The sequence below is a fragment of the Sulfitobacter aestuarii genome (genome assembly GCF_042685005.1).
GTDB classification, from domain to species: Bacteria; Pseudomonadota; Alphaproteobacteria; order Rhodobacterales; family Rhodobacteraceae; genus Sulfitobacter; species Sulfitobacter aestuarii.
Window position 1 is genome coordinate 1 of record NZ_JBHUMP010000026.1, and the last position, 20175, is coordinate 20175.

Here is a 20175-nt window from a genome sequence, read left to right on the forward strand (position 1 = left end):
GCCTCAGAGACGGCGCAGCAAGGCCGCGACCCAGAGCGCCACGGTGCTGATGGTGGATTGCCGGTAGAGGCCGAGCCGCGACAGCCGATGCAGACGCAGCGGCAGCGGCAGGTCCGGCAGCCGGGCGAAATCCTCCAGCAGGGCGCGGTTGGGTGGGGTCAGCGCCGTCCCAGCGCTGCGCAGCGCGGCGACGTTGATCCGATTCCAGTCGCGGAAATCGCCGCGCAACAGCTGGCGCACCCGTTTGAGCCGTGACCAGAACGTGTCATTGGCACCGATCTGGTTCACCGCGTGCTGGCGGTAAAGCAGGGTCGGTTCATCGTCATGCACCACCTCTCCCCCTGCGCCACTGACCAGCTGGTAGACCCACCAGTCATGCACCACGACCTGCGGCACACGGCTCACCGCGGTGCTGACCAGATCCGCCGCTGCCGGGTTGAGCAGGATTGTGTTGCCCGAGGCGATGTTCTGTACCAACGCGTTGCGAAACCCGGTCGGCCGGGGCCGCGGCGCCGAGAGCCGCCGCTCGCCGAGATCGCTGGAAGAGACCCAGGTGCGGCTACAATAGAGCGCCGGACCATCGTCCGACCGGGCGCGGAGCGCCGCGAGCCCGCGCGAGAGCCGGTCGGGCAGCCAGACATCGTCCTGATCCGAAAAGGCGATCCAGCCGGGCAATGCCGCGCGCCCGGCCTGACGCAGCAGGAACAGGAAATTCTCCGACCCGCCCTGCCCCGGCCCCTGCAGGTTGCTGACCCTGATCCGCGCCCCCGTGGCCTCAGCCCGCGCGCGCACCTGATCGGCAAAATCCGCCAGGATCGCGGGACTGTCATCGCGCGAGCCATCGTCACTAGTCACCAGATGCCAGCATGGATGATCCTGGGCCAGCAGGCTTTGCAACTGCTCTTCCAGGCAATCGGCGCCGTTGTAGACGGCCATCAGGATGGTCACGCAATCGCCCTGTGCTTGGGGCGCGATCACAGCGCCGCTCCGTCCGGGAAAGTTCAAGGCTTTACCGCTCCGCTTGCCGTTGCCGCCGCGGCCGATCTGGCCCGGCGACGGAAAGGTTGCTTTCCCTCTCAATAGGCCAGCCGCTGCGGACATGGAAGGGAAACGCTCATCGCGGCGCGAAGTCCTGCCTCCCCTGCTGCGAGCGGGCGCGCTGGGCTAACGTCTCGCAAGCCGCCCTGCCCTATCTCCAGACTGATTCAGGTTTGGAAAGAGGTTAACCATGACAAGGCCCTGGGCTTGCTCGGCTAAGTGAGCCTTTCGGAGTTTGATCCCCTCCCCTACCCTTTATGCAGCGTCGCTCTCGGATGACATCTGGTACAATTCGCGCGTTTTTTCCATGTGTCCGTAAAGCGCTTGCTTGAGACCCACTCGTTACAGGGGGTCCTACTCTGCACTTTACATTCAAAAATTTTCCTGAGTTCGCGATGTCGCGTAGGGTTATCCACAGCCCATCGGCCAGCTCCTGGTGTTATATATGTGTTTAAGTATGTGTTACGCTCTGCGAGATGGTGATTTTTTCACTTAATATCAAACTCATAGAGAATTCGCGTGCAGCTATTATCCCGATGGAATGCAGCTATTATCCAAGATTCTGCAGCTAATATCCCGATGGGACTTGGCCTGCAGCTAATATCCCGATAGTGCTGAGTTTGCAGCTGATGTCCCGATAAGGCTGCATGTGCAGCTAATGTCCCGATAGAGTGAGAAGACAGTTGGCAAAAGATAACAGGCGCCCTCTTCTGCCGAACCGGCATCCTCAGGCGAACCTATTCATCTGTGATATTGCAGATGCGGTTATTAAAAGTGACATGGCATCGATGGAGCATCCAATATTCACGCTCTCAAAGAAACCAATGCGCGAGGCCAAAGTATATGAGCATGGGGATGTCAGGCTGGAAGTCACGCCCAGTAACAAGGGCATTGCAAATATCTATGACAAGGACATCCTGATTTTTGCGATAAGCCAAATCATGGCGGCAAAGAACGAAGGCCGCCCTTATGCGCGTGAAATCATGTTTCAAGCGCGCGATTTTCTGGAGTTCAGCAATCGCCACACTGGGGGGCATGATTATGACCTTCTGCGGGATTCACTGGACCGTCTTGATGGAACGCGGTTGCGAACCACGATCAGAACAGGCGGAGACGAAACATGGGAGGCGTTCGGCCTGATCGACGGCGCGAAAATCAAACGTACGCGGAATGATGGGCGCGTTACCGAATGGGGTTTGCGCTTGTCAGAATGGTTGTTTAAGGCAATTGAAGCGAATGAAGTCCTGACTCTTCATCCTGACTACTTCCGTCTGCGAAAACCCATTGAGAGACGGATCTACGAGATCGCCCGCAAGCATTGTGGCGCTAAAGAATCTTGGCAGATCAACTTGAGGAAGCTTCAGAAGAAATGCGGTTCCAGTGATGCCACGCGCAATTTTCGAATGGCCGTGAGAGCACTTTGTGATTTTGATCACCTGCCTGACTACTCAGTGTCTATCGCCTCCGACATGGTCTCTTTCAGAAGCCGTACCGCGGCTCTTACGACTAACCTAGAATATGCTGCCAACCTTCGACCGGAAACATATGATACGGCCCGGCAGGCCGCTCCGGGCTGGGATGTCTATGTCATTGAGCAAGAGTGGCGAGCATGGGTGAGTGAGCTCCTCGAGCAAGGAATGGAGCCCCCGAGACATGCCGACAATGCTTTCATCGGGTTCTGTCGAAAATGGGCGTCTCGCCAGTAGATCAAGATCTACGCCTATATGATGTACAAATAATAATTAGTACCACTCTATATAGTAGTACCCTAATGTAGGTATGCCTACCCTAGGGTACTTAACTATATCGTTGTCAACTGTTGGGTACTAATGGATACTCTAGGGAAGGCAGAAATACTCAAGAGCAGGACAAACATTGCCAGTCATATCATTTGCTTCGTCGAAAGGCGGCGCCGGCAAAACCACGAGCGCCATCATACTGGGAACCGAGCTGGCGCATGGGGCCAGCGTCATTCTCGTGGATGCCGACCCCGCAGCGCGGCTGCATCGCTGGTCCCGGATTGCGCCTCTTCCCGATAACATCGAGGTCATCCGGTCAGAGGGCGAGAGGGCCATTCTCGACGAGATCGAAGATGCGGCGCAACGGGCGGCATTCGTCATCATCGACCTGGAAGGGTCGGCCTCGCGCCTGGCCTCCTTTGCCATCGGGGAGAGCGACCTCGTGGTGATCCCCTCGGGCGAGGAACAGCAAGACGCCGATGCCGCGGTCGAAACGCTCGCCGAAGTGGCGCGGGAGGGGCGGGCGCGGCGGCGCGACATCCCGGCGTCCATCCTGTTCTGCCGCACCTCCGCGGCCGTGAAATCACGGCTGGAAAAGCATATCCAGGGTCAATTGCAGGCCGCGGCGCCAGTGTTCGAGACCCAGCTCAATCGCCGCACGGCCTTCAGCGCCCTGCACAATGCCGGTGCGGGGCTGCGCGACCTGGACCGCAGCGAATTCAATGGTGTCGACAAGGCCATCACGAATGCCGAGGCTTTCGCCGCCGAGGTCGTCGATATGCTGACGAAGGAGAAGAGCGATGCCGCGTGAATTGGACCTGTCAAAGCTCAGCCAGTTCGAACCGGACCGGAAGCGCTCTCCCGAGCCACAACGCGCCCCGGTAGGGGCACAACGCCATGTCGCGGCGCCCAAGCCGGAGGATCATCCCTGGCCCTCCCGGGAGCCGATGGTCGACGGCCAGATCTCCATCAAGGCGCCACAGCATGTGCTCGCGCGCTTCAAGAAGCTCTGCAAGGAGGATCGCAGGACCTATGCCGACATGCTGGAAATCCTGATGAACGAATTCGACAGAAGGGCAGGCTAGGACCCTGTCTCAGGGCTCTCCCTGTTTTTCGGCCCATTTCCGGCAGAACCCGACGAAGGCAGCATCGGCGTCGCGGGGCGGCTCGACGATCCAGTCCCGCCACTCGCTCTCCAGACAATGCACATCCCATCCCGGCGCCGCTTCGCGCGCGCGCTCATAGGTTTCGGATTTCAGGGGCGGCACATCGCCTGACAGCGGGGCAGGGGCCATCGTGCCCCGGTTGGAGAACACGACCATGTCCCCGTCCTCCTCGAAGAGCACGCTGTAATCCGGCAGGTGATCGTGCTGCACGAGTTGCTTGATCATCTGCCGGAAGCGTTTCTCCGGGCTTTGCGATCCGGTTTTCAACAGGAGCTTCGGCAGCGATATCTTCCACGTGCGTTTCTGGCCGCAATGTTTTCGGGCGATCTCATAGACCCGGCGTTCGATGGGCTTGCGCAGACGGAAATAATCGCGATGCAGCGTCAACACCTCCTCGTTGCGGATCGCGTTGAACACCCAGTCCGACAATTTCACCTCGCACCACAACAGACGCCCGTCCAGCCCGTGTTTGCGCCGAATGGCCGAGGCATCGATAAGCCCGAAACCATCGACCTGTTCTTCATCGCCACTGACGATATTGGTCCTGATCCGCGTGCCTTCCAACCGGTCCAGCGCATCGAGAAGGGATTGATATTCCCGCCCGCTCGTGCCCCGGTTGGTGAAGATAAGCAGCTCCCGGGAGTTGATCCGGACCCGGGGCGAGACCTGCTCCCCCCTGTTGAGCTTGGCCATGATCTGACTGATGCAATAGATCAGAATGTCCTTGTCATAGATCGTCGCCAGACCTTTGACGCTGGGTGTGACCTCGAGCCAGTTGTCCCCGTTCGAATAGCGCTTGACGGTCGTCTCGGGCTTCTTGGAAAGCGAGTAGAACGGATGCTCCATATGCTGCATCACATCCTTGAGCACCGCGTCGGCCACGTCGCAGATGAACAGGTCATGCTGCGGATGCCGAACCGGCAGGAGAGGTGCTAGAGCATTCGTGTTTTCAGTTACCATGACCCGACATTCGTGTTTTCAGTTACCCATGTCAAGATTCGTGTTTTTAGTTACCAAAATCAGGATTTCAGTTACCAAAGTTCGTGTTTTCAGTTACCGGTAGTACGCATAAGTCATTGATTAGTCTAATAATTAAATGGGTTCAGAAAGGCGTAACACATCTTTAACACCTATATAACACAGACAAAGATCATCAACCTGTGGATAAGTTCTCGGAAACATGCCGTCGGGATCTCCTCGAAACCAGCGGGATCACGGTTTTCCTGAAGCGCCTGCGGCCTTGCAAAGAGGATGCAGCAGCAGAACATCATATTTTCTTAGAAAAAACCGAAAACCGGACATTTTGAGATGTTTGCTCGGAGTTGGGCCTGTGCCCATGGACCGGAGATGCCGCTGAATTTCGGGCATTTGCCAGCTCAAAAGCCCAGTATGCTTGGACGAAACCAGCAAGCTGCCTGGCGGGAGCGGCGAGGCGATCTCGGCGCTTTGTCCTATATGACATGAGAAACCCGAGATTGGACAAAATCGCCCGAAAATCCGCTGGGGAGGTGTTTCGCGCTGAAACAATGCCTTGCCGAAGCCTCACCAAGGGCGGGCCCCCCCCAAGGTCAATCACACCCGATTTCCAGCTGTTACCGCGCGGCTGAGACATCCCGCGGCAAGCCAGACCTCAAAGCCCCGCCGCCCTGGTCAGGTTGACCTGGAACCGATCGCGGCGGCGCTGGTAGCGGCGGGTCATCTCGGCGGAGGCATGGCCGAGCTGCTGCTGGATGTGGCGCTCCTCCACCTGCGCCGAGGAGGCGAGACCGGCGCGCAGCGAATGGCCGGAATAGAGCGCCAGCCGTTCCTTTTCGGGCAGGTCGGCGCGTAGCCCGGCGGCAAGCACGCAGCACTTGATCAGTCGCGCCACGTGCTTGTCGGAGAGCCGCGCATCGAGCGCGCGTTTGCCGTCCCGCGAGACGCGGGTGAAAAGCGGGCCGAGCTCGATCCGCGCAAAATGCAGCCAGTGCTCGAGCGCATGGACCGGGCAGGTCTGATCAGAGGACCCGCGGCCGATCTCGACCACCCGCCAGCCGGTCTTGCCGCGCAGCGACAGCAGGGCGCCGTCTGCGAGAATCTCGACCCAGCCGCTGCCCTCCTCGGAATCGTCCTTGTGCAGATCGAGCCCGACCAGTTCCGAGCGGCGCAGCCCCCCGGCATAGCCCAGGAGCAGCATCGCCCGGTCGCGCAGCCCGCGCAGGTCGTGGGGCAGGGTGGCGATCATCGCGCGGATGTCCTCGGGCAGGATCGCCTCCTTCTGCACCGGCGGGCGGGCATGGCGGCGCCTGATCCCGGCCAGCACCGCGGCGATGTGACGGTTCTGGCGATCGAGGGGCAGCCCGCGCTGCGCATAGCCCCAGGCGAGGCCGGAGAGGCGGCGCTCGATGGTGGCGACCGAGAGGGCGGGGACGGGGCCCGAACCGGCGGCCAGATCGGCGAGGTAGAGGCCGATCATCTCCGGCGACGGGGGCAGGGGCTCCGTGCCCTTCCTGCGGCACCAGCGGGTGAAATGCGCCCAATCCTGGCCATAGGCTTTCAGCGTGTTCTCCGCAGCGGCGCTGCGCGCGTAGTCGCGGGCGGTATCCACCAGACGATCGAGGGTGCCGGAGCCCGCCACGTGGTCGGGAAGGGCGGTATTGTCGCTGTCGTCTTGAGTTGGAATGGTGGGACTGTCATACTCTTTTGACATACGTATACTCCGGGAGGGTGTGATGTCGCGGGTGAAGGTCAATCTGACGCTGGAGGCGGAGGTGGTCGAGTCCGCCCGGGCGCTCGGGCTCAACATGTCGCGTCTCGCCGAGGCCGCCATCCTCGAGGCCGCGCGGCTCGAGCGGAACCGGCACTGGCGAGAGGACAACCGCGCGGCGATCGCGCGCTATGGCGAAGAACTGGCCGAGGAAGGGCTGCCGCTCGTGCCTTACCGAAGCTTCTAGGGGCGGGTGAGCATGGCGCAATTCGACCTCTATCGTCTGGGCGGCGGCCAGCTGGTCGTCGATCTGCAGACCGACCTCATCGGCATCGACGCCTCCCGCGTGGTCGCGCCGCTGCGCGAGGCCGGGCGCTACGCGGCCTTTCCCGGGCTCACCCCGGCGGTCGCGTTCGAGGGCATGACCTGGATTGTCCGGGTGCAGGAGCTCGCCGCGGTGCCGGGCGCGGAACTGCGCGCGCCTGTTGGATCGCTGGCCGAGCATCGCGATGCGCTGAAGCGGGCGCTCGATATTCTGATTGACGGGGTTTGATCCGGGCCACTTGGCAGCGTTCGCCGGGAAGGCGGGCCAGAACCGCGATCTGTGATGATTTTCACCCATATCGGGCACAATAGTCCTAGCCTCCGATAAGGCAAGATTATTGGACATAATTAGGAATGACAAGGCGAGGCGGTTATTGTGCTATTCTATGGCCGAAAGCGCCGCACAGCCCGGGCCGTAAGAACCGGGTCCTTTGGCGTAAATGTGGCGCAGGTATTGCCAAGTTGATGACCGGATTTGACCAAGCTATGTCAGCCTCATGAGCATTCCAACCCAAATGCCGCGCCTGAAAGGCTTCCGCTATCCCCGAGAGATTATCGCCTACGCGGTTTGGACGTATCACCGCTTCGCACTGAGCACGGCAGATGTTGAAGACCTGATGGCAGAGCGGGGCGTAGTTGTCAGCCGGGAAGCGATCAGGCTGTGGGTCAATCGCTTTGGGCGCCATTTTGCAGATTGCATCCGTCGAGACCGCCCACGGCCGAATGACAAGTGGCATCTTGATGAGGTCGTGATCTCGATCCGCGGCACGAAGCATTGGCTGTGGCGGGCAATTGACGCCAATGGCGACGTTCTCGATATTCTCGTACAAACACGCCGAAACGCAAAGGCCGCAAGGCTGTTCTTGCAAAGGTTGGTCGTCCGGTTCGGCTTGCCGAGGGTCGTGATCACCGACAAATTGCGCAGCTACATCAAGCCCATTGGCAAACTGGCACCGAACGCCGATCACCGCGCACATAAAGGTTTGAATAACGCAATCGAAGTGTCCCACAGGCCGACCCGCAAACGTGAGAAGGTATTTGGCCGGTTCAAGTCACATCGGCAGGCCCAGAGATTTCTGTCTGCGCATGATCAGATCAACCTGATATTCCGCCTTCGCCGCCATCAACTCTCCGCAACGTCATACCGCTACGCCCGCACCGATGCTTTCAACCTTTGGCACCAATACACCGCTGAAATGGCCGCCTGACCGCCAACCAAAAGGAACGTCACAAATGGGAAGGAACAACTTGGCAATACCGATAGTCCTCCTGTCGGTCGTAAGGTTACCCAAGGGTACCGTGTCATGAAGATTGCCGCCACTATTGTAGTGTATACGTGAACACTGGGTGCCTTGACGCAGCCGAAGCCAAGGCACCCGTTGCCCGCTTAGCGACTTCCAAAATGCTGTGCGCTGCACGGATGGCAACAGTGACGAGCTGCACCGCAGCATCTCGATTGGTTTCAAAGGTCGGCTCCGGGTCGGCAGCTGCCATCAAAAAGGGCGGAGAGCTGTTGCTCTCTACGGTCTGAGCAAACTTCGACAAGGCGAACGAGGACAAAGTCGCCATTCGACTTGTCCCACACAGGTCCCCGACCACAAACGACGGCCATGAAGTCGCCAACTTTACCTTCAACTATCCCGCCGCCACGCTTGCTGTATGCCGGTCGAGGATGGCCTTCGCCATGTGAAGGTCTTGCAGCGAGATGCCCGAGCTGTCGAAGATCGTGGTTTCGCTTTCATCCTGGCGACCCGGCGCGTTGCCCGACAGGACCGCTCCGATGGCGGTCGGGGAAGCCCCGGGGGCGGCATGCTGGAATTCGCCGATGCGCATCGACTGTTCCGGCAGAACGCAGAAAACACGGGCTCCTGGGAAGATCTCGCTGGGAAGTTCCTGTTTGCCCTCGGAATCCGATCCCATCGAGGAGATATGCGTTCCCGGCCGGACCCATTTCGCCTCAAAAAGCGGTTCGGTGACCGTTGTCGCGGTGACGATGATGTCCGCGGCCCGGACAGCGGTTTCCGCCGCTGCGACCTCGACCGGCAACCCCGAGCTGCGCAACCGCTCGACGAAACCCTCGGTGCGGGAGGGTCTCTGCCGACCACCAGCAGGCGGGACAGCTTTCGGACGCGCGCGACAGCCTGCGCCTCGTAGGCGGCCTGATGGCCGGTTCCGAACAGGGTCAGGACTTCGGCATCCGGGCGCGCCAGGGCATCACTTGCCACCGCATCCGCCGCGGCGGTGCGGAAGCAATTGACGGCGGAACCCTCAACCAATGCACCGATGCGTCCGGTGCTCTGGTCGATCAGCAGGATGGTCGAGGCATGGCGCGGCAGCCCGCGGGCATCGTTCGTCGGGAGGTAAGCGCCGACCTTCAGCCCGGCCAGTTCTGCACCTGATGCCGATTTGACGGTGAAACCGTTCTGCGGGTCGCTGCCGTGCGCAATCACCACCGGGAAACTCGCAGCACCCGGCGCGACGGCGGCGATGACGGCCTCGCGCACCGCCTCGAAGGCAAGTTCTGGCGTGACGATGGCGGAGGAGTGCGCTTCGGTGATCAGGATCATGTCTTTCTCCTTACCAGCCGCCGAAACGAGTCCAGGTCTGCATGGGACCGCCGTAATTGAACCAAGTTCTTGGACGCCGCAAACTGAGGGCAGGGCGCTCAGTCTTAGAAAACCCTGACAACCTCTGCGAGATCGACCAATTCCAAACATATTTTTAGGACATAATGAACGGAATCAGCAGATCAGACAGATGGGCAGGACAATGAGGCAAGATTTCGAAGGCGCGCAGGGCATCACCATGGGGCCGCTGCTGCGTCATGCCACCCAGGTTGAGGGCAGCGATGCGGCGGACGAGCCTGCTACCGATTACGTCCTGCCGGTCGGTGATATTTTCGAAGGCGGCCTCGAAAGCGGTAGCGCAGAGGATTGGGTCGCCGTCGAGCTGCAAGTCGGGGAGAGCTACGTGTTCAGCGTCTGGGGCACCGGTGGAAGCAGCGCCGGGCTCGATGATACGATGCTGACGCTGCATTCGGCGAGCGGTCAGCAAGTGGCGGTCAATGATGATCTCAACGCCGCCGCCGGGGTCGATTTCTCGCTGATCGAATATACGGCGTCGAGCACGGGGACCTATTACCTCGGGGTCTCCAGTGTCGGCGGCGAAGTCGGCGCCTATCGGCTGCAGGCCGCGGAGAATGTCTACACGCTCGACCAGATGGCCGGTTTCATCACCGAGTTCAACTGGGGACTGGCGACGCCGGTCCGCTTCGATGCGATGGCGGGAGAGAGCATCACCTATGATGTCAGCGCCCTGACTACCAAGGGGCGCCAGCTGGCGGAATGGGCGCTGGAGAGCTGGTCGCAGGCCAGCGGGCTCAGCTTTGTCACCGTCGGCAGCGGCACCGCGCAGCTGGTCTTTGAGGATGCCCAGAACGGCGCCTTCGCCGGGCCGGTGGCGATCAACCCAGAGACCGGGGCGAACGGCCGTTCCACCATCAATATCGGCACCGACTGGCTGCAATCCTACGGCACCACGATCGACAGCTACGCCTTCCAGACCTATCTGCACGAGATCGGCCATGCGCTCGGCCTGGGTCATGCCGGCCCCTATGACGGCGCCGCGCAATATGGCGAGGACAATATCTATCTCAACGACAGCAACCAGCTCACGCTGATGAGCTATTTCGGCCCGGAGGATAATGATTTCGTCACCGGCGACGATCTGGTCTTCGTCACGCCGATGATGGTGGACCTGCTGGCCCTGCAGGCGCTCTATGGCACCGCCTCGGCCCATGCGGGCGACACGGTCTGGGGCGCCAATGCCACTGTCACCGGCTGGCTCGGCGATGTCATGGGCCATATTTTCGACGGCGATACCGTCGATGCCGCGCTCTATGGCGGCGAGGCCATCGGGCTGACGCTGTTTGACACCGGCGGCATCGACACGCTCGATCTTAGCAGCGTCACGGTGGCCCAGCGGATCGATCTGCGCGCCGAGAGGTTTTCGGATGTGAACGGGTCCCGCGCCAATCTGGCGATCGCCCGCGGCACGGTGATCGAGAAGGCCATCGGCGGGTTCGGCGCCGACCGGATCACCGGCAATGACGCGGATAACGAGATCAGCGGTGCGGGCGGACATGATTCAATTCTGGGCGGCGGCGGACATGACCTGATCAGCGGCGGGGCGGGAAATGACACGCTGCACGGGGGACAGGGCGACGACACGCTCACCGCGGGAAGCGGCAACAACACGATCAGCGGCGGACTCGGCACCGATCTCGCCATGTTCAACCTGGCCCGCGGCGATGTCACCATCCAGCAGCAGGACGAATTCCTGCTGATCTCGGCGAATGGCATCAGTGACAGCTATACCGGGGTCGAGTTCTTCCAGTTCACCGACGGTCGGCTCAGCGCCGCGGAACTCACGGGTGCCGCGGCGCCGGAAGACGGTCCGCAGGCCGGGAACGACGGCGATGACACCCTCGATGAGACTCCGGATGAGACCGGCAATGACACGATCATCGGCACGGCGGCGAATGACACGCTTTCGGGCGGTGACGGGGATGATGCGATCGCCGGGGGCGACGGGGCCGACATGCTCTATGGCAATGGCGGCAATGACATGATCTCGGGGGCCGGGGGCGATGACTTCATCGAGGGGGGCGCCGGACATGACAATATCGGCGGCGGTCTCGGAAATGACACGATCGATGGCGGCGCGGGCAATGATGTGATCGGCGCCGGACACGGCGATGACCAGCTGCGGGGCGGTCTCGGTCACGACACGCTGGCCGGGGGTGCGGGCAATGACACGATCCTCGGCGGCGCTGGCGACGACATGATCGGCGCCAGCTACGGCAATGATTCCGTCGAGGGCGGGAAGGATGACGACGACATCGGCGGCGGCACCGGCAAGGACACGATCAGCGGCGGTGCGGGCGATGACCGGATCGGCGGCGGCGAAGGCGACGACATCATCTATGGCAATGACGGCGGTGATTTTCTGGCCGGGGGCGGGCGCAACGACGTGATTCATGGCGGCAGCGGCGCGGATACGCTGAACGGCGGCACCGGCGATGACGTGCTGACCGGCGGCACCGGGGCCGATTTCTTCGTCTTCAACACCCTGAATATGGATGAGGTGGATTACATCACCGATTTCGAGGCCGGGGTGGACAAGATCCGCATCAGCGGCGTGCAGAACGCGCCGGGATCGGGGCTGCAGGGCTATGTCGACGCGCTCGCCCCGAGCGATGTCTCCGAAGGGGCCAGCCTAACCTATGGCGGCCATACGATCATCCTCGAGCTGGTCTCGGCTGCCGAGATCCAAGCGGGTGATTTCGTGTTTGTCTGAAAATGCCGCGCCCCTGCCCTTGCGGCAGGGGCGCTCGCGCGACGCGGAGGCGGGGAGGCTTCCGCCACGGCGGACGGCTTTTGCCGCTCCGGCCGCTTGGTTGCAGGCTGAGCCAAGCTAAAACTAAAAAGCTCATATTATCATTCTATTTCCGGTTGACCGTATGCAGACCCCTTATTAACTTCCGCGGAAGACCAAGGTCTTGGAGGGAAGCGTCGAGTGGCGTCATCCTGTTCATTTAAGGCCATCATTTCTTAATGGCCCCTATCCTGACCCCCCGCCGTTGCGCAACCGGGGGGTGTAACGATTATTAATGAGGACGCGTTCATGCTCAATATTTATACCCTCACCGGCTTCAGCTTCTACGATGGGGACGGTAATTACACGACACCCGTCGCCGCGACTCTTGAAGTGATCGGCAGCGCCGATCTCGGTCTGACCTATACCCCCATTCCGGGGTCGGACGAGTTTGACGGCGATCTGGATATCACCAGCGGAGAGCTCTTGGAAGGGCGGCTCGACGGGATGTCCACGGATGATATCGATTTTGACATGACATTGCTTCAATACAACGGCACAAGCCCGGCCAGCCAGCTACTGGTGCTTGATGACACGTTCACCGGTCGGACCTATGTTTTTCAGCTTTCCGGTTCGCTGTTCGACGGTGTCCCGAGTGTTTCGCAGGTCGCCGCGATTTCCGAGGATGATTTCGATGCGATCACCACCGGCCCCTTCGCTTACGGCACCGAGTTCTCGCTGTCTGCGGCCGCCAGCGCCACGGTTACCGAATTCGATCCCCTGGCAGCGACCCCGGGCGATGACAAGATCGAAGGCATGGCCTCGGATGAGGAGATCGACGGGCTCGGCGGCAATGACACGCTGGAGGGCAATGCCGGGGACGATACGCTCACCGGCGGCGAAGGTGATGACCAGCTCTATGGCGGCAACGGCAGCGACCTGCTGATCGGCGGTGCCGGGGCGGACATTTTGGACGGTGGCGCCGCCATGGACCTGATCCGCGGCACTGCGGCGGATCTCGATGGCGATGTGGTCAACGGCATGGATTTCGGCGACCAGATCGAGATCACCGGGCTCAATGACGCCTCCGTCGTGACCCTGCTCGATGGCCAGGTCGAGGTCGATGTGGATGGCGACGGGACGGCCGAGGCCAGCTTCACCGTCAACAGCGCCACCGGCGCTGCGCTGGCGCAGAGCGCCGGGGCGGCAGGATCGGTGCTGCTGGCGCTGGACACCGCCGAGGCCGCGACGGCCGGAATCGGCGCGCCGCTGGCCGGGCCGACGGATTTCGCCTCGATCGGCGATTTCCTGTTTGCCGACCCGTCCTTCACCCCGAGCAAGATCAGCTATACCGGCGCCTATGAGAGCATCGCGCTGCTCGATCAGGGCCATGTGATTTCCGACATCAGCGGCGAGACCGCCGCCGAAGTGGTGGGCATTGATCGCGGCGTCTTCCTCTCCTCGGGCGGCGGCCCCGGCACCGAGAACACAAGCAGCAGCTTTACTGTCAATCTCGGCGAGCCCGGCGATGCGCGTCTCGACGCCACCGCGCAGGGAGCCTTCTCCGGCGCCGGTCAGACCAATGACGCCTCGATCCTTACCTTCAGCTTTGAGGCGGAAGATCTCGGCAACACGCCGTCGATGAGCTTCGAACTGTTCTTCGGATCGGACGAATATCCCGAATTCGTCGACAGCTCCTTCGTCGATATCGCCACGGTTTCGGTGAACGGCGTGAATTATGCATTGTTCAACAACGATCCCGGCCAGCCACTGTCGATCGTCGGCGAAAGCATCAATACCCCAGGCAATTTCTTCGACAATGCAGACAATACCTATGACACCGAATACGATGGTTTCTCGGTCCTGCTGAATGTCATCGCCCCAATCCAGGAAGGCACCAATACCGTGATGATCGGCATCGCCGATACCGGTGACTCGGCCTATGATTCCGGGCTTTTCATCGGCAATATCCAGGGCTCCAACTTCGATGTCGGCGGCAGCTTCGTCACCGTGACCGGGACCGCGGGAGATGACACGATCCAGGCCAACCTGGCGCCGGAGCTGACCAGCCTCGGTGGCGGCGCCGACACGATCAGCGGCACCGCGGCAGAGCTCAATGGCGACCTGGTGGACGGGTTCGGAGATGACGACATGCTCGAATTCCAGGGCACCAGCTTCACCGCGGAGGACATGACCATCACCATGGGTTCGGCCATCCTGGATATCGACACCGATGGCGACGGCGAGGATGACACCAAGGTCACGCTGCAGGGCAATTTCAGCCAGGCCAGCTTCTCGGTGGTCGAGGTCGAGGGCAATACCCAGGTGACCGCCGAGGGCGTGCTGCCGGAGGGCGTTACACTGTTCGGCACCCTGGGCAACGACACGCTGGCCGGGACCGAGGGTGATGACACGCTGAGCGGTGGCGAGGGCGACGATCTGTTGCAGGGCGACCTTGGCGATGACCTGCTGAACGGCGGTGTCGGCGATGACGGTCTGCAGGGCGGTGCCGGTAATGACACGCTCAACGGCGGTGCCGGGGATGACAACCTGGCGGCCTCGGACGGCGACGATGTGGTCAACGGCGACGAGGGCGACGACCTGATGGGCGGCGGTCTGGGCAATGACACCATGGACGGTGGCGCCGGGAATGACTTCATGGGCGGCGGCATGGGCGATGACAGCATGATGGGCGGCGATGACCATGATGTGGTCAACGGCGGTGCCGGTCATGACACGCTCGACGGCGGTGCCGACAATGACACGATGGGCGCGAGCTTCGGCGAGGACGTGGTGATCGGCGGCACCGGCAATGACGACATGGGCGGCGGCGCCGGGTCCGATACGCTGAAAGGCGGCGCGGGCGACGACAGCATCGGCGGCGGCGAAGGCAATGACGTGATCACCGGCGGCGCGGGCAACGACTTCCTCGCCGGTGGCGGGCGTCATGACGTGATCAAGGGCGGCATCGGGGATGATACGATCAACGGCGGTGACGGCGATGACGTGATGTCCGGCGGTGCCGGGGCCGATGTCTTCGTGTTCAACGGTTTCAAGGACGGCGACATGGACGTGATCACCGACTGGACCAACGGCGAGGACAGCTTCCGCATGAGCGGCATCGAGAACGCGCCGGGTTCCGGCCTCGCGGGCTATCTCGACGCGCTCGACCTGACCGAAGTCGAGGGCGGCGTGCAGATGTCCTACCAGGGCCACGAGATCCTGCTCGAAGGCGTGGCGCGGGCCGATCTCGGACTCGAGGATTTCACCTTCCTCTGAGGGCGGACCGCACTTTTGAAAACCATGGGAAGGCCTCCGGAGACGGGGGCCTTTTGCTTATGGGAGAGAGACCCTCCCCCGGCCGGGCATGCGCGGGCCTCAGAGGAAGGTGAAATCCTCGAGGCCGAGCTGCGCCGCCGAGACGCCCGAGACGAGGATGGTCTGTCCCTGGTAGCTGAGCTGCACCCCGGCCACGCCCTCGACCAGCGTCTCGGTGATGTCGAGCGCATCGAGATAGCCCGCGAGGCCGGAACCTGGCGCGTTCTCGACCCCGATCATCCGGAAGCTGTCGAGCCCGTCCTCGAACCCGAGGATCAGGTCGGTATCCCCGTCCAGGAACTCGTTGAAGACGAACAGGTCCGCCCCGTCCCCGCCGCTGACCGTGTCGTTTCCGGCCCCGCCGTTGATCGTGTCATTGCCGCTGCCGCCGTCGATGGAATCGTCGCGTCCGCCACCGGCGAGGAAATCATGGCCCGCCCCGCCATCGATCGTGTCATCGCCCTCGCCGCCGCCGATCGCGTCATGGCCCGCCCCGCCGTCGATCAGGTCGCGCCCGGTGCCGCCGCCGAGGCTGTCATCGCCCGCCGATCCACGCAGCGTATCCGTCCCGTAGGACCCGCCCATCGTGTCATTGCCGAGCCCGCCGATCAGCAGGTCGTTGCCCGCGCCGCCGGCGGCCACGTCATGGCCGTCGCCACCTTCGATCACGTCATCGCCGAAACCCGCACCGATCGTGTCATTGCCCTCCGATCCGCGCAGCGTGTCATCGCCGAGCCCACCGCCAATCATGTCGTTGCCCGCGCCGCCATCGACGAAATCATTGCCGTCAAAGGCGGAGATCACGTCATCGCCGGGCCCGCCGAGCAGGGAATCATGGCCGACCTGGCCGAGCACGCTGTCATCGCCGTCCGCACCCGACAGCGTGTCGTCGCCCGCGCCGCCCTCGATCAGATCGGCCAGCGGGCCGCCGGTGATGAGGTCGTTCCCGGCGGTGCCCGGCGGGACCGGCACCTTTCCGATGCTGCGCACCAGGCTCTCGGGCGTGGCAAACCCGTCTGTGTAGCTGACCCGCAGGCCCAGCACCGAGCCGATATCCGCCGCCTTCACCGCATAGGAAGCGCCGGTGGCCCCGGCGATCGGGCTGCCGCCGCGCAGCCATTGATAGGACAGGGTGCCGAGCCCGTCGGCATCGCCGATCCCCGACGTGTCGGCGGTCAGGGTGGCGCCCGGCTGCAGGGTGCCGGAAATGCCGATCGTTCCTGTCGGGGCATTGTTGTTGTTGGTGATAACGCCGGTCGGGGCGCTGGTCAGGCTTTCCGCGGTGCCGCCGCCATCGACATAGCTGACGATGACGCGGATCTGCGCGCCGACCTCATCCTGTCCGGGGCTGAAACTGGCGCCGGTCGCGCCGCTGATGGCGCTGCCGTCGGCGCTCCATTGATAGGTGAAACTGCCCAGCCCGTCGGCATCGTCGATCCCGCCGGTCAGGGCGGTCAGCGTCGCGCCCTCGGTCGCATTGCCGCCGATGACCACCGCCCCCGTGGGCAGGCTGTTGGGCGGAGCCAGAATGGTCGCGGTGCCGAGACTGCCCTCGGGAGCGCCGGTGATCGTGGCGGGCAGGGGGGCGAGAAGCGACAGCAGGAAGGTCTCCGCGGTCTCGCTGTTGCCGTCGGATTTCACCTCGATATTGACCGCGGCGCTGGTCTGGCCGGGCTGGAAGGTGATCGCGCCGCTGGCGGCGGTGAAATCCGCCCCCGCCGTCGCGGTGACGCCGATGGTTTCATAGCTGAGCGTGGTGGCGCTGTCGAAGGGCCGTGACAGGGTGATCTCGAAAGTCGCGGTGGCGCTGCCCGATACCGGCTCATAGAGCTGCACGTCCGAGACATGGACCGCCCGGTTCAGGCCGACCCCGTCGTCATCGAGGATGAAGGCGCTCTTCTGCAGCAGCGCCGTGTTGCCGGACAGCGCCGCGCCGACCGGCTCGAACAATTCGAGCACCAGGGATTCATCGGCCTCGTCGAGATTGTCATGGCTGACCCGGTGGCTGATCGTCTTGGAGGTTTCGCCGGGCGCGAAGACCAGGACACCGGCCTGTTCGGGGAAATCGGTGCCGCCGAGCGCAGTCGCGTCGATCGTGCGGTAGTTCACGCTGACCTCGTCCACGGCAGGCGCCGAAAGCGTCACCACCCAGTCGATCATGCCGCCAAAGCCGCTGCCGATGGATTCGAGCACCGGATGCGAGCTGATCGAGAGGCTCGGCAGGCCGCCCGCGGCATCGTCATCGAGGATCTGCGCCGTGCCCACCGATCCGGCCCCGTCATCTCCGAGCGCGCTCGTCGGCGTGACCACCAGCTGAAAGAACTCGGCCGGTTCGCGGCTCGTGTCGCCGTTGACCTGGACATCGACAAAAGCCCGCGACTGGCCGGGCAGGAAAGTCAGCGTGCCGGAGGTCGCGACATAATCGCTGCCGCTCGTGGCGCTGCCGTCTTGGGTGGCATAATCGAAGCTCACTGACGTGTCGGCGACCCGCGACAGCGCCACTTCGAAGCGCGCGGTGACGATGCCGCCATCCCCTTCGAGCAACACCGGCGAGGAGACCTGCAGGCTGCGGTCGAGCCCGACGCCGTCGTCATCGATGATGAAGCAGCTCTCGCGCAGCACCTTGGCACCGCCTACGAAGGCCGCGCCGGAAATGTCGAAGAACTCGACCACGAAAGCCTCGTCGTCCTCGTCGAGATTGTCATGGCTGCTGCGGATTTCCAGAACCTGCGAAGTTTCTCCCGGTGCGAATTCGAGCACGCCGGTGCTGCGCGGGAAATCCTGTTCCGCCGTTGCCGTGGCCGGGAGGGTGCGGTAGCCGACGCGCACCACGTCGCTGGAAGCCTCCGACAGGGTCGCCACGAAGCCATGCACGCCGCCAAAGCCGCTGCCGATCGATTCCGGTGCGCTTCCGGCGCTGACCGAGAAGCTCGGCAGGCTGCCCCCCGCGTCATCGTCAAGGATCGTCAGCTCTCCCACCGCGCCTGCGCCGTCATCGCCGATCGCGCTGCCGGGGGTGAGCACGAGCTGCACATATTCGGTCGGCTCGATCGCGGTATCGCCGCTCACCTCGATCGCGACGCTGGCCCGGGTCTGGCCGGGCGCGAAGGTGACATTGCCGCTCTGGGCCGTGTAATCGCTGCCCGCCTTGGCGCCGACATCCTGGGTCGTATAGGCAAAGGTCAGCGGCACATCCGAGGGGCGCGATATGATGATGTCGAACAGCACCTCCTGGCTGCCGCTGTCCCCCTCCACGACAATCGAGGAGGACACGTGCAGGCCCCGGCTCTGGCCGACGGAATCGTCATCCTGGATGAACACCGTCTCGCGCAGGGTCTTGGCCCCGCCGGCCAGGGACGCGCCCTGCGGATCGTAAAGCTCGACGCCGAAGCTTTCGTCCGCCTCGGCCAGATTGTCATGGCGGCCGCGGATGGTGATCACCTGCCAAGTCTCGCCGGGCGCGAAGGTGACGGTGCCATCGCTTTGCGGATAGTCGAGATGATTGGTCGCCGTGCCGGGGAAGCTGCGGTACTGCACCGTGACCGCGTCGCTGCTCGGCTCGGACAGCCGCACGACGAAGGTGTTCACGCCGCCGAAACCGCTGCCGATGGATTCGACGCTGCCATTGGCCTCGAAGGATATACTAGGCAGGCTGCCGCCGGAATCGTCATCGAGGATCCGCGCCATGCCGACCGATCCCGCGCCGCCATCGGCGATCGAGGCATCGGTTTCCACGACGAGATGGAAATATTCGCTCGCTTCGCTGTCGCTGTCACCGGTGATGTCCACGGTAACCTGCGCCGTCAGCTGGCCGGGCGCGAAGGTGACCTGGCCGGTCTTGCCGGTGTAATCCTCCCCGGCCGTGGCGGAGCCGTCCTTGGTGGCGAAATCGAAACTGGTGGTGCTGGCGAAGGCTTCGGAGATCGTCACATCGAACACCGCCTGGCGGGTGCCGGTATCGCCCTCGACGATCACCGGAGCGGAAACGAAGAGGCCGCGGGTGTTGGTAGTGCTGTCGTCATCGAGGATGAAGGCGCTCGCCCGCAGGGTCTGGGCATCCCCGGCAAAGCTGCCGCCCTCGGGGTCGTAGAATTCCATGAAGAGCGATTCATCGGCTTCTGCGGTATTGTCATGGCGCGCGCGGAATTCCACCCGCTGGGTCAGCTCGCCCGGCGCGAAGGTCACCAGCCCGGTCTGGCTCGGCACATCCCGGTCGATCAGGGCGGTGCCGGGAAACAGCCGATAGGACACGGTGACCGCGTCGCTGGCGGCTTCCGAGAGGGTGACATCGAATTGCAGCAGGCCGCCAAAGCCACTGCCAACGGATTCAATTGCGGAAGACGGTGTCACGGAAATGATGCTGGCCATGAATATCTCCAGAAATAATGTAAAAGAAATTATGTAAATTCGTACCGAAATCGTGAGATTCGGTCAAGAATATGCCACATTTCTGACACAATTAACCTCGCCAGGACCATGGCAGTGCATGCCTGGCGAGGCATGCGGTTACGGCAGCAGAATGCGAAGA

General features: G+C 62.6%; 12 protein-coding genes and 1 pseudogene. 8 read left to right on the forward strand and 5 right to left on the reverse strand.

The window, feature by feature from the left end; all coding sequences use genetic code 11:
- Positions 1-3 precede the first annotated feature (3 nt).
- On the reverse strand, positions 4-978 hold the full coding sequence (locus ACFSUD_RS17930) for a glycosyltransferase family 2 protein (protein WP_386375882.1): 975 nt from the start codon (positions 976-978) through the stop codon (positions 4-6).
- Positions 979-1721: 743 nt separating this feature from the next.
- Here ACFSUD_RS17930 and ACFSUD_RS17935 point away from each other — a divergent pair.
- The 3 genes from ACFSUD_RS17935 to ACFSUD_RS17945 all read left to right on the forward strand — a co-directional run bounded on the left by ACFSUD_RS17935 (position 1722) and on the right by ACFSUD_RS17945 (position 3862).
- Positions 1722-2744, forward strand: a complete 1023-nt coding sequence (locus tag ACFSUD_RS17935; protein ID WP_386375883.1) for a replication initiator protein A — start codon at positions 1722-1724, stop codon at positions 2742-2744.
- Between the two features lie 169 nt (positions 2745-2913).
- A complete protein-coding gene (locus ACFSUD_RS17940; protein WP_386375884.1) occupies positions 2914-3588 on the forward strand; it encodes an AAA family ATPase in 675 nt (224 codons plus the stop codon).
- Positions 3578-3862: a hypothetical protein gene (locus ACFSUD_RS17945; protein ID WP_386375885.1), complete on the forward strand. Its 285-nt coding sequence runs from the start codon at positions 3578-3580 to the stop codon at positions 3860-3862. Before ACFSUD_RS17940 ends, ACFSUD_RS17945 begins: the two co-directional genes overlap by 11 nt.
- Positions 3863-3871: 9 nt before the next feature.
- On the opposite strand, the gene ACFSUD_RS17950 is transcribed toward ACFSUD_RS17945, so the two are convergent.
- On the reverse strand, positions 3872-4903 hold the full coding sequence (locus ACFSUD_RS17950) for a replication initiator protein A (RefSeq protein WP_386375886.1): 1032 nt from the start codon (positions 4901-4903) through the stop codon (positions 3872-3874).
- Positions 4904-5573: 670 nt separating this feature from the next.
- Positions 5574-6632: a tyrosine-type recombinase/integrase gene (locus tag ACFSUD_RS17955; protein ID WP_386375887.1), complete on the reverse strand. Its 1059-nt coding sequence runs from the start codon at positions 6630-6632 to the stop codon at positions 5574-5576.
- Between the two features lie 22 nt (positions 6633-6654).
- Here ACFSUD_RS17955 and ACFSUD_RS17960 point away from each other — a divergent pair, with 22 nt between their 5' ends.
- The 3 genes from ACFSUD_RS17960 (at position 6655) to ACFSUD_RS17970 (ending at position 8161) form a co-directional block, all read left to right on the forward strand.
- Positions 6655-6876 carry a type II toxin-antitoxin system CcdA family antitoxin gene (locus ACFSUD_RS17960; protein ID WP_386375888.1) on the forward strand — a complete coding sequence of 74 codons (222 nt, stop codon included), beginning with the start codon at positions 6655-6657 and terminating at the stop codon, positions 6874-6876.
- A gap of 12 nt (positions 6877-6888) precedes the next feature.
- Complete coding sequence (locus ACFSUD_RS17965) at positions 6889-7182, forward strand: CcdB family protein (protein ID WP_386375889.1); 294 nt, start codon at positions 6889-6891, stop codon at positions 7180-7182.
- Between the two features lie 268 nt (positions 7183-7450).
- Complete coding sequence (locus ACFSUD_RS17970; protein ID WP_386375890.1) at positions 7451-8161, forward strand: IS6 family transposase; 711 nt, start codon at positions 7451-7453, stop codon at positions 8159-8161.
- A gap of 427 nt (positions 8162-8588) precedes the next feature.
- Here the strand turns inward: ACFSUD_RS17970 and ACFSUD_RS17975 are convergent.
- Positions 8589-9670: pseudogene (locus ACFSUD_RS17975) on the reverse strand (ornithine cyclodeaminase family protein).
- A 52-nt stretch (positions 9671-9722) separates the two neighbouring features.
- Between ACFSUD_RS17975 and ACFSUD_RS17980 the strand changes: the two are divergent.
- Both ACFSUD_RS17980 and ACFSUD_RS17985 read left to right on the forward strand, forming a co-directional pair.
- A complete protein-coding gene (locus tag ACFSUD_RS17980; protein WP_386375891.1) occupies positions 9723-12311 on the forward strand; it encodes a M10 family metallopeptidase C-terminal domain-containing protein in 2589 nt (862 codons plus the stop codon).
- A 327-nt stretch (positions 12312-12638) separates the two neighbouring features.
- Complete coding sequence (locus ACFSUD_RS17985; RefSeq protein WP_386375892.1) at positions 12639-15608, forward strand: choice-of-anchor L domain-containing protein; 2970 nt, start codon at positions 12639-12641, stop codon at positions 15606-15608.
- Positions 15609-15707: 99 nt separating this feature from the next.
- On the opposite strand, the gene ACFSUD_RS17990 is transcribed toward ACFSUD_RS17985, so the two are convergent.
- Positions 15708-20015: a Calx-beta domain-containing protein gene (locus ACFSUD_RS17990; protein ID WP_386375893.1), complete on the reverse strand. Its 4308-nt coding sequence runs from the start codon at positions 20013-20015 to the stop codon at positions 15708-15710.
- Positions 20016-20175 lie beyond the last annotated feature (160 nt).

Excerpts from the sequence above, each read along its gene's own strand:
- ACFSUD_RS17990 (WP_386375893.1), bottom strand. The coding sequence starts at position 20,015 with ATGGCCAGCATCATTTCCGTGACACCGTCTTCCGCAATTGAATCCGTT.
- ACFSUD_RS17950 (WP_386375886.1), bottom strand. The coding sequence starts at position 4,903 with ATGGTAACTGAAAACACGAATGCTCTAGCACCTCTCCTGCCGGTTCGG.
- ACFSUD_RS17960 (WP_386375888.1), top strand. The coding sequence starts at position 6,655 with ATGTCGCGGGTGAAGGTCAATCTGACGCTGGAGGCGGAGGTGGTCGAG.
- ACFSUD_RS17945 (WP_386375885.1), top strand. The coding sequence starts at position 3,578 with ATGCCGCGTGAATTGGACCTGTCAAAGCTCAGCCAGTTCGAACCGGAC.
- ACFSUD_RS17965 (WP_386375889.1), top strand. The coding sequence starts at position 6,889 with ATGGCGCAATTCGACCTCTATCGTCTGGGCGGCGGCCAGCTGGTCGTC.
- ACFSUD_RS17980 (WP_386375891.1), top strand. The coding sequence starts at position 9,723 with ATGAGGCAAGATTTCGAAGGCGCGCAGGGCATCACCATGGGGCCGCTG.
- ACFSUD_RS17970 (WP_386375890.1), top strand. The coding sequence starts at position 7,451 with ATGAGCATTCCAACCCAAATGCCGCGCCTGAAAGGCTTCCGCTATCCC.
- ACFSUD_RS17985 (WP_386375892.1), top strand. The coding sequence starts at position 12,639 with ATGCTCAATATTTATACCCTCACCGGCTTCAGCTTCTACGATGGGGAC.
- ACFSUD_RS17955 (WP_386375887.1), bottom strand. The coding sequence starts at position 6,632 with ATGTCAAAAGAGTATGACAGTCCCACCATTCCAACTCAAGACGACAGC.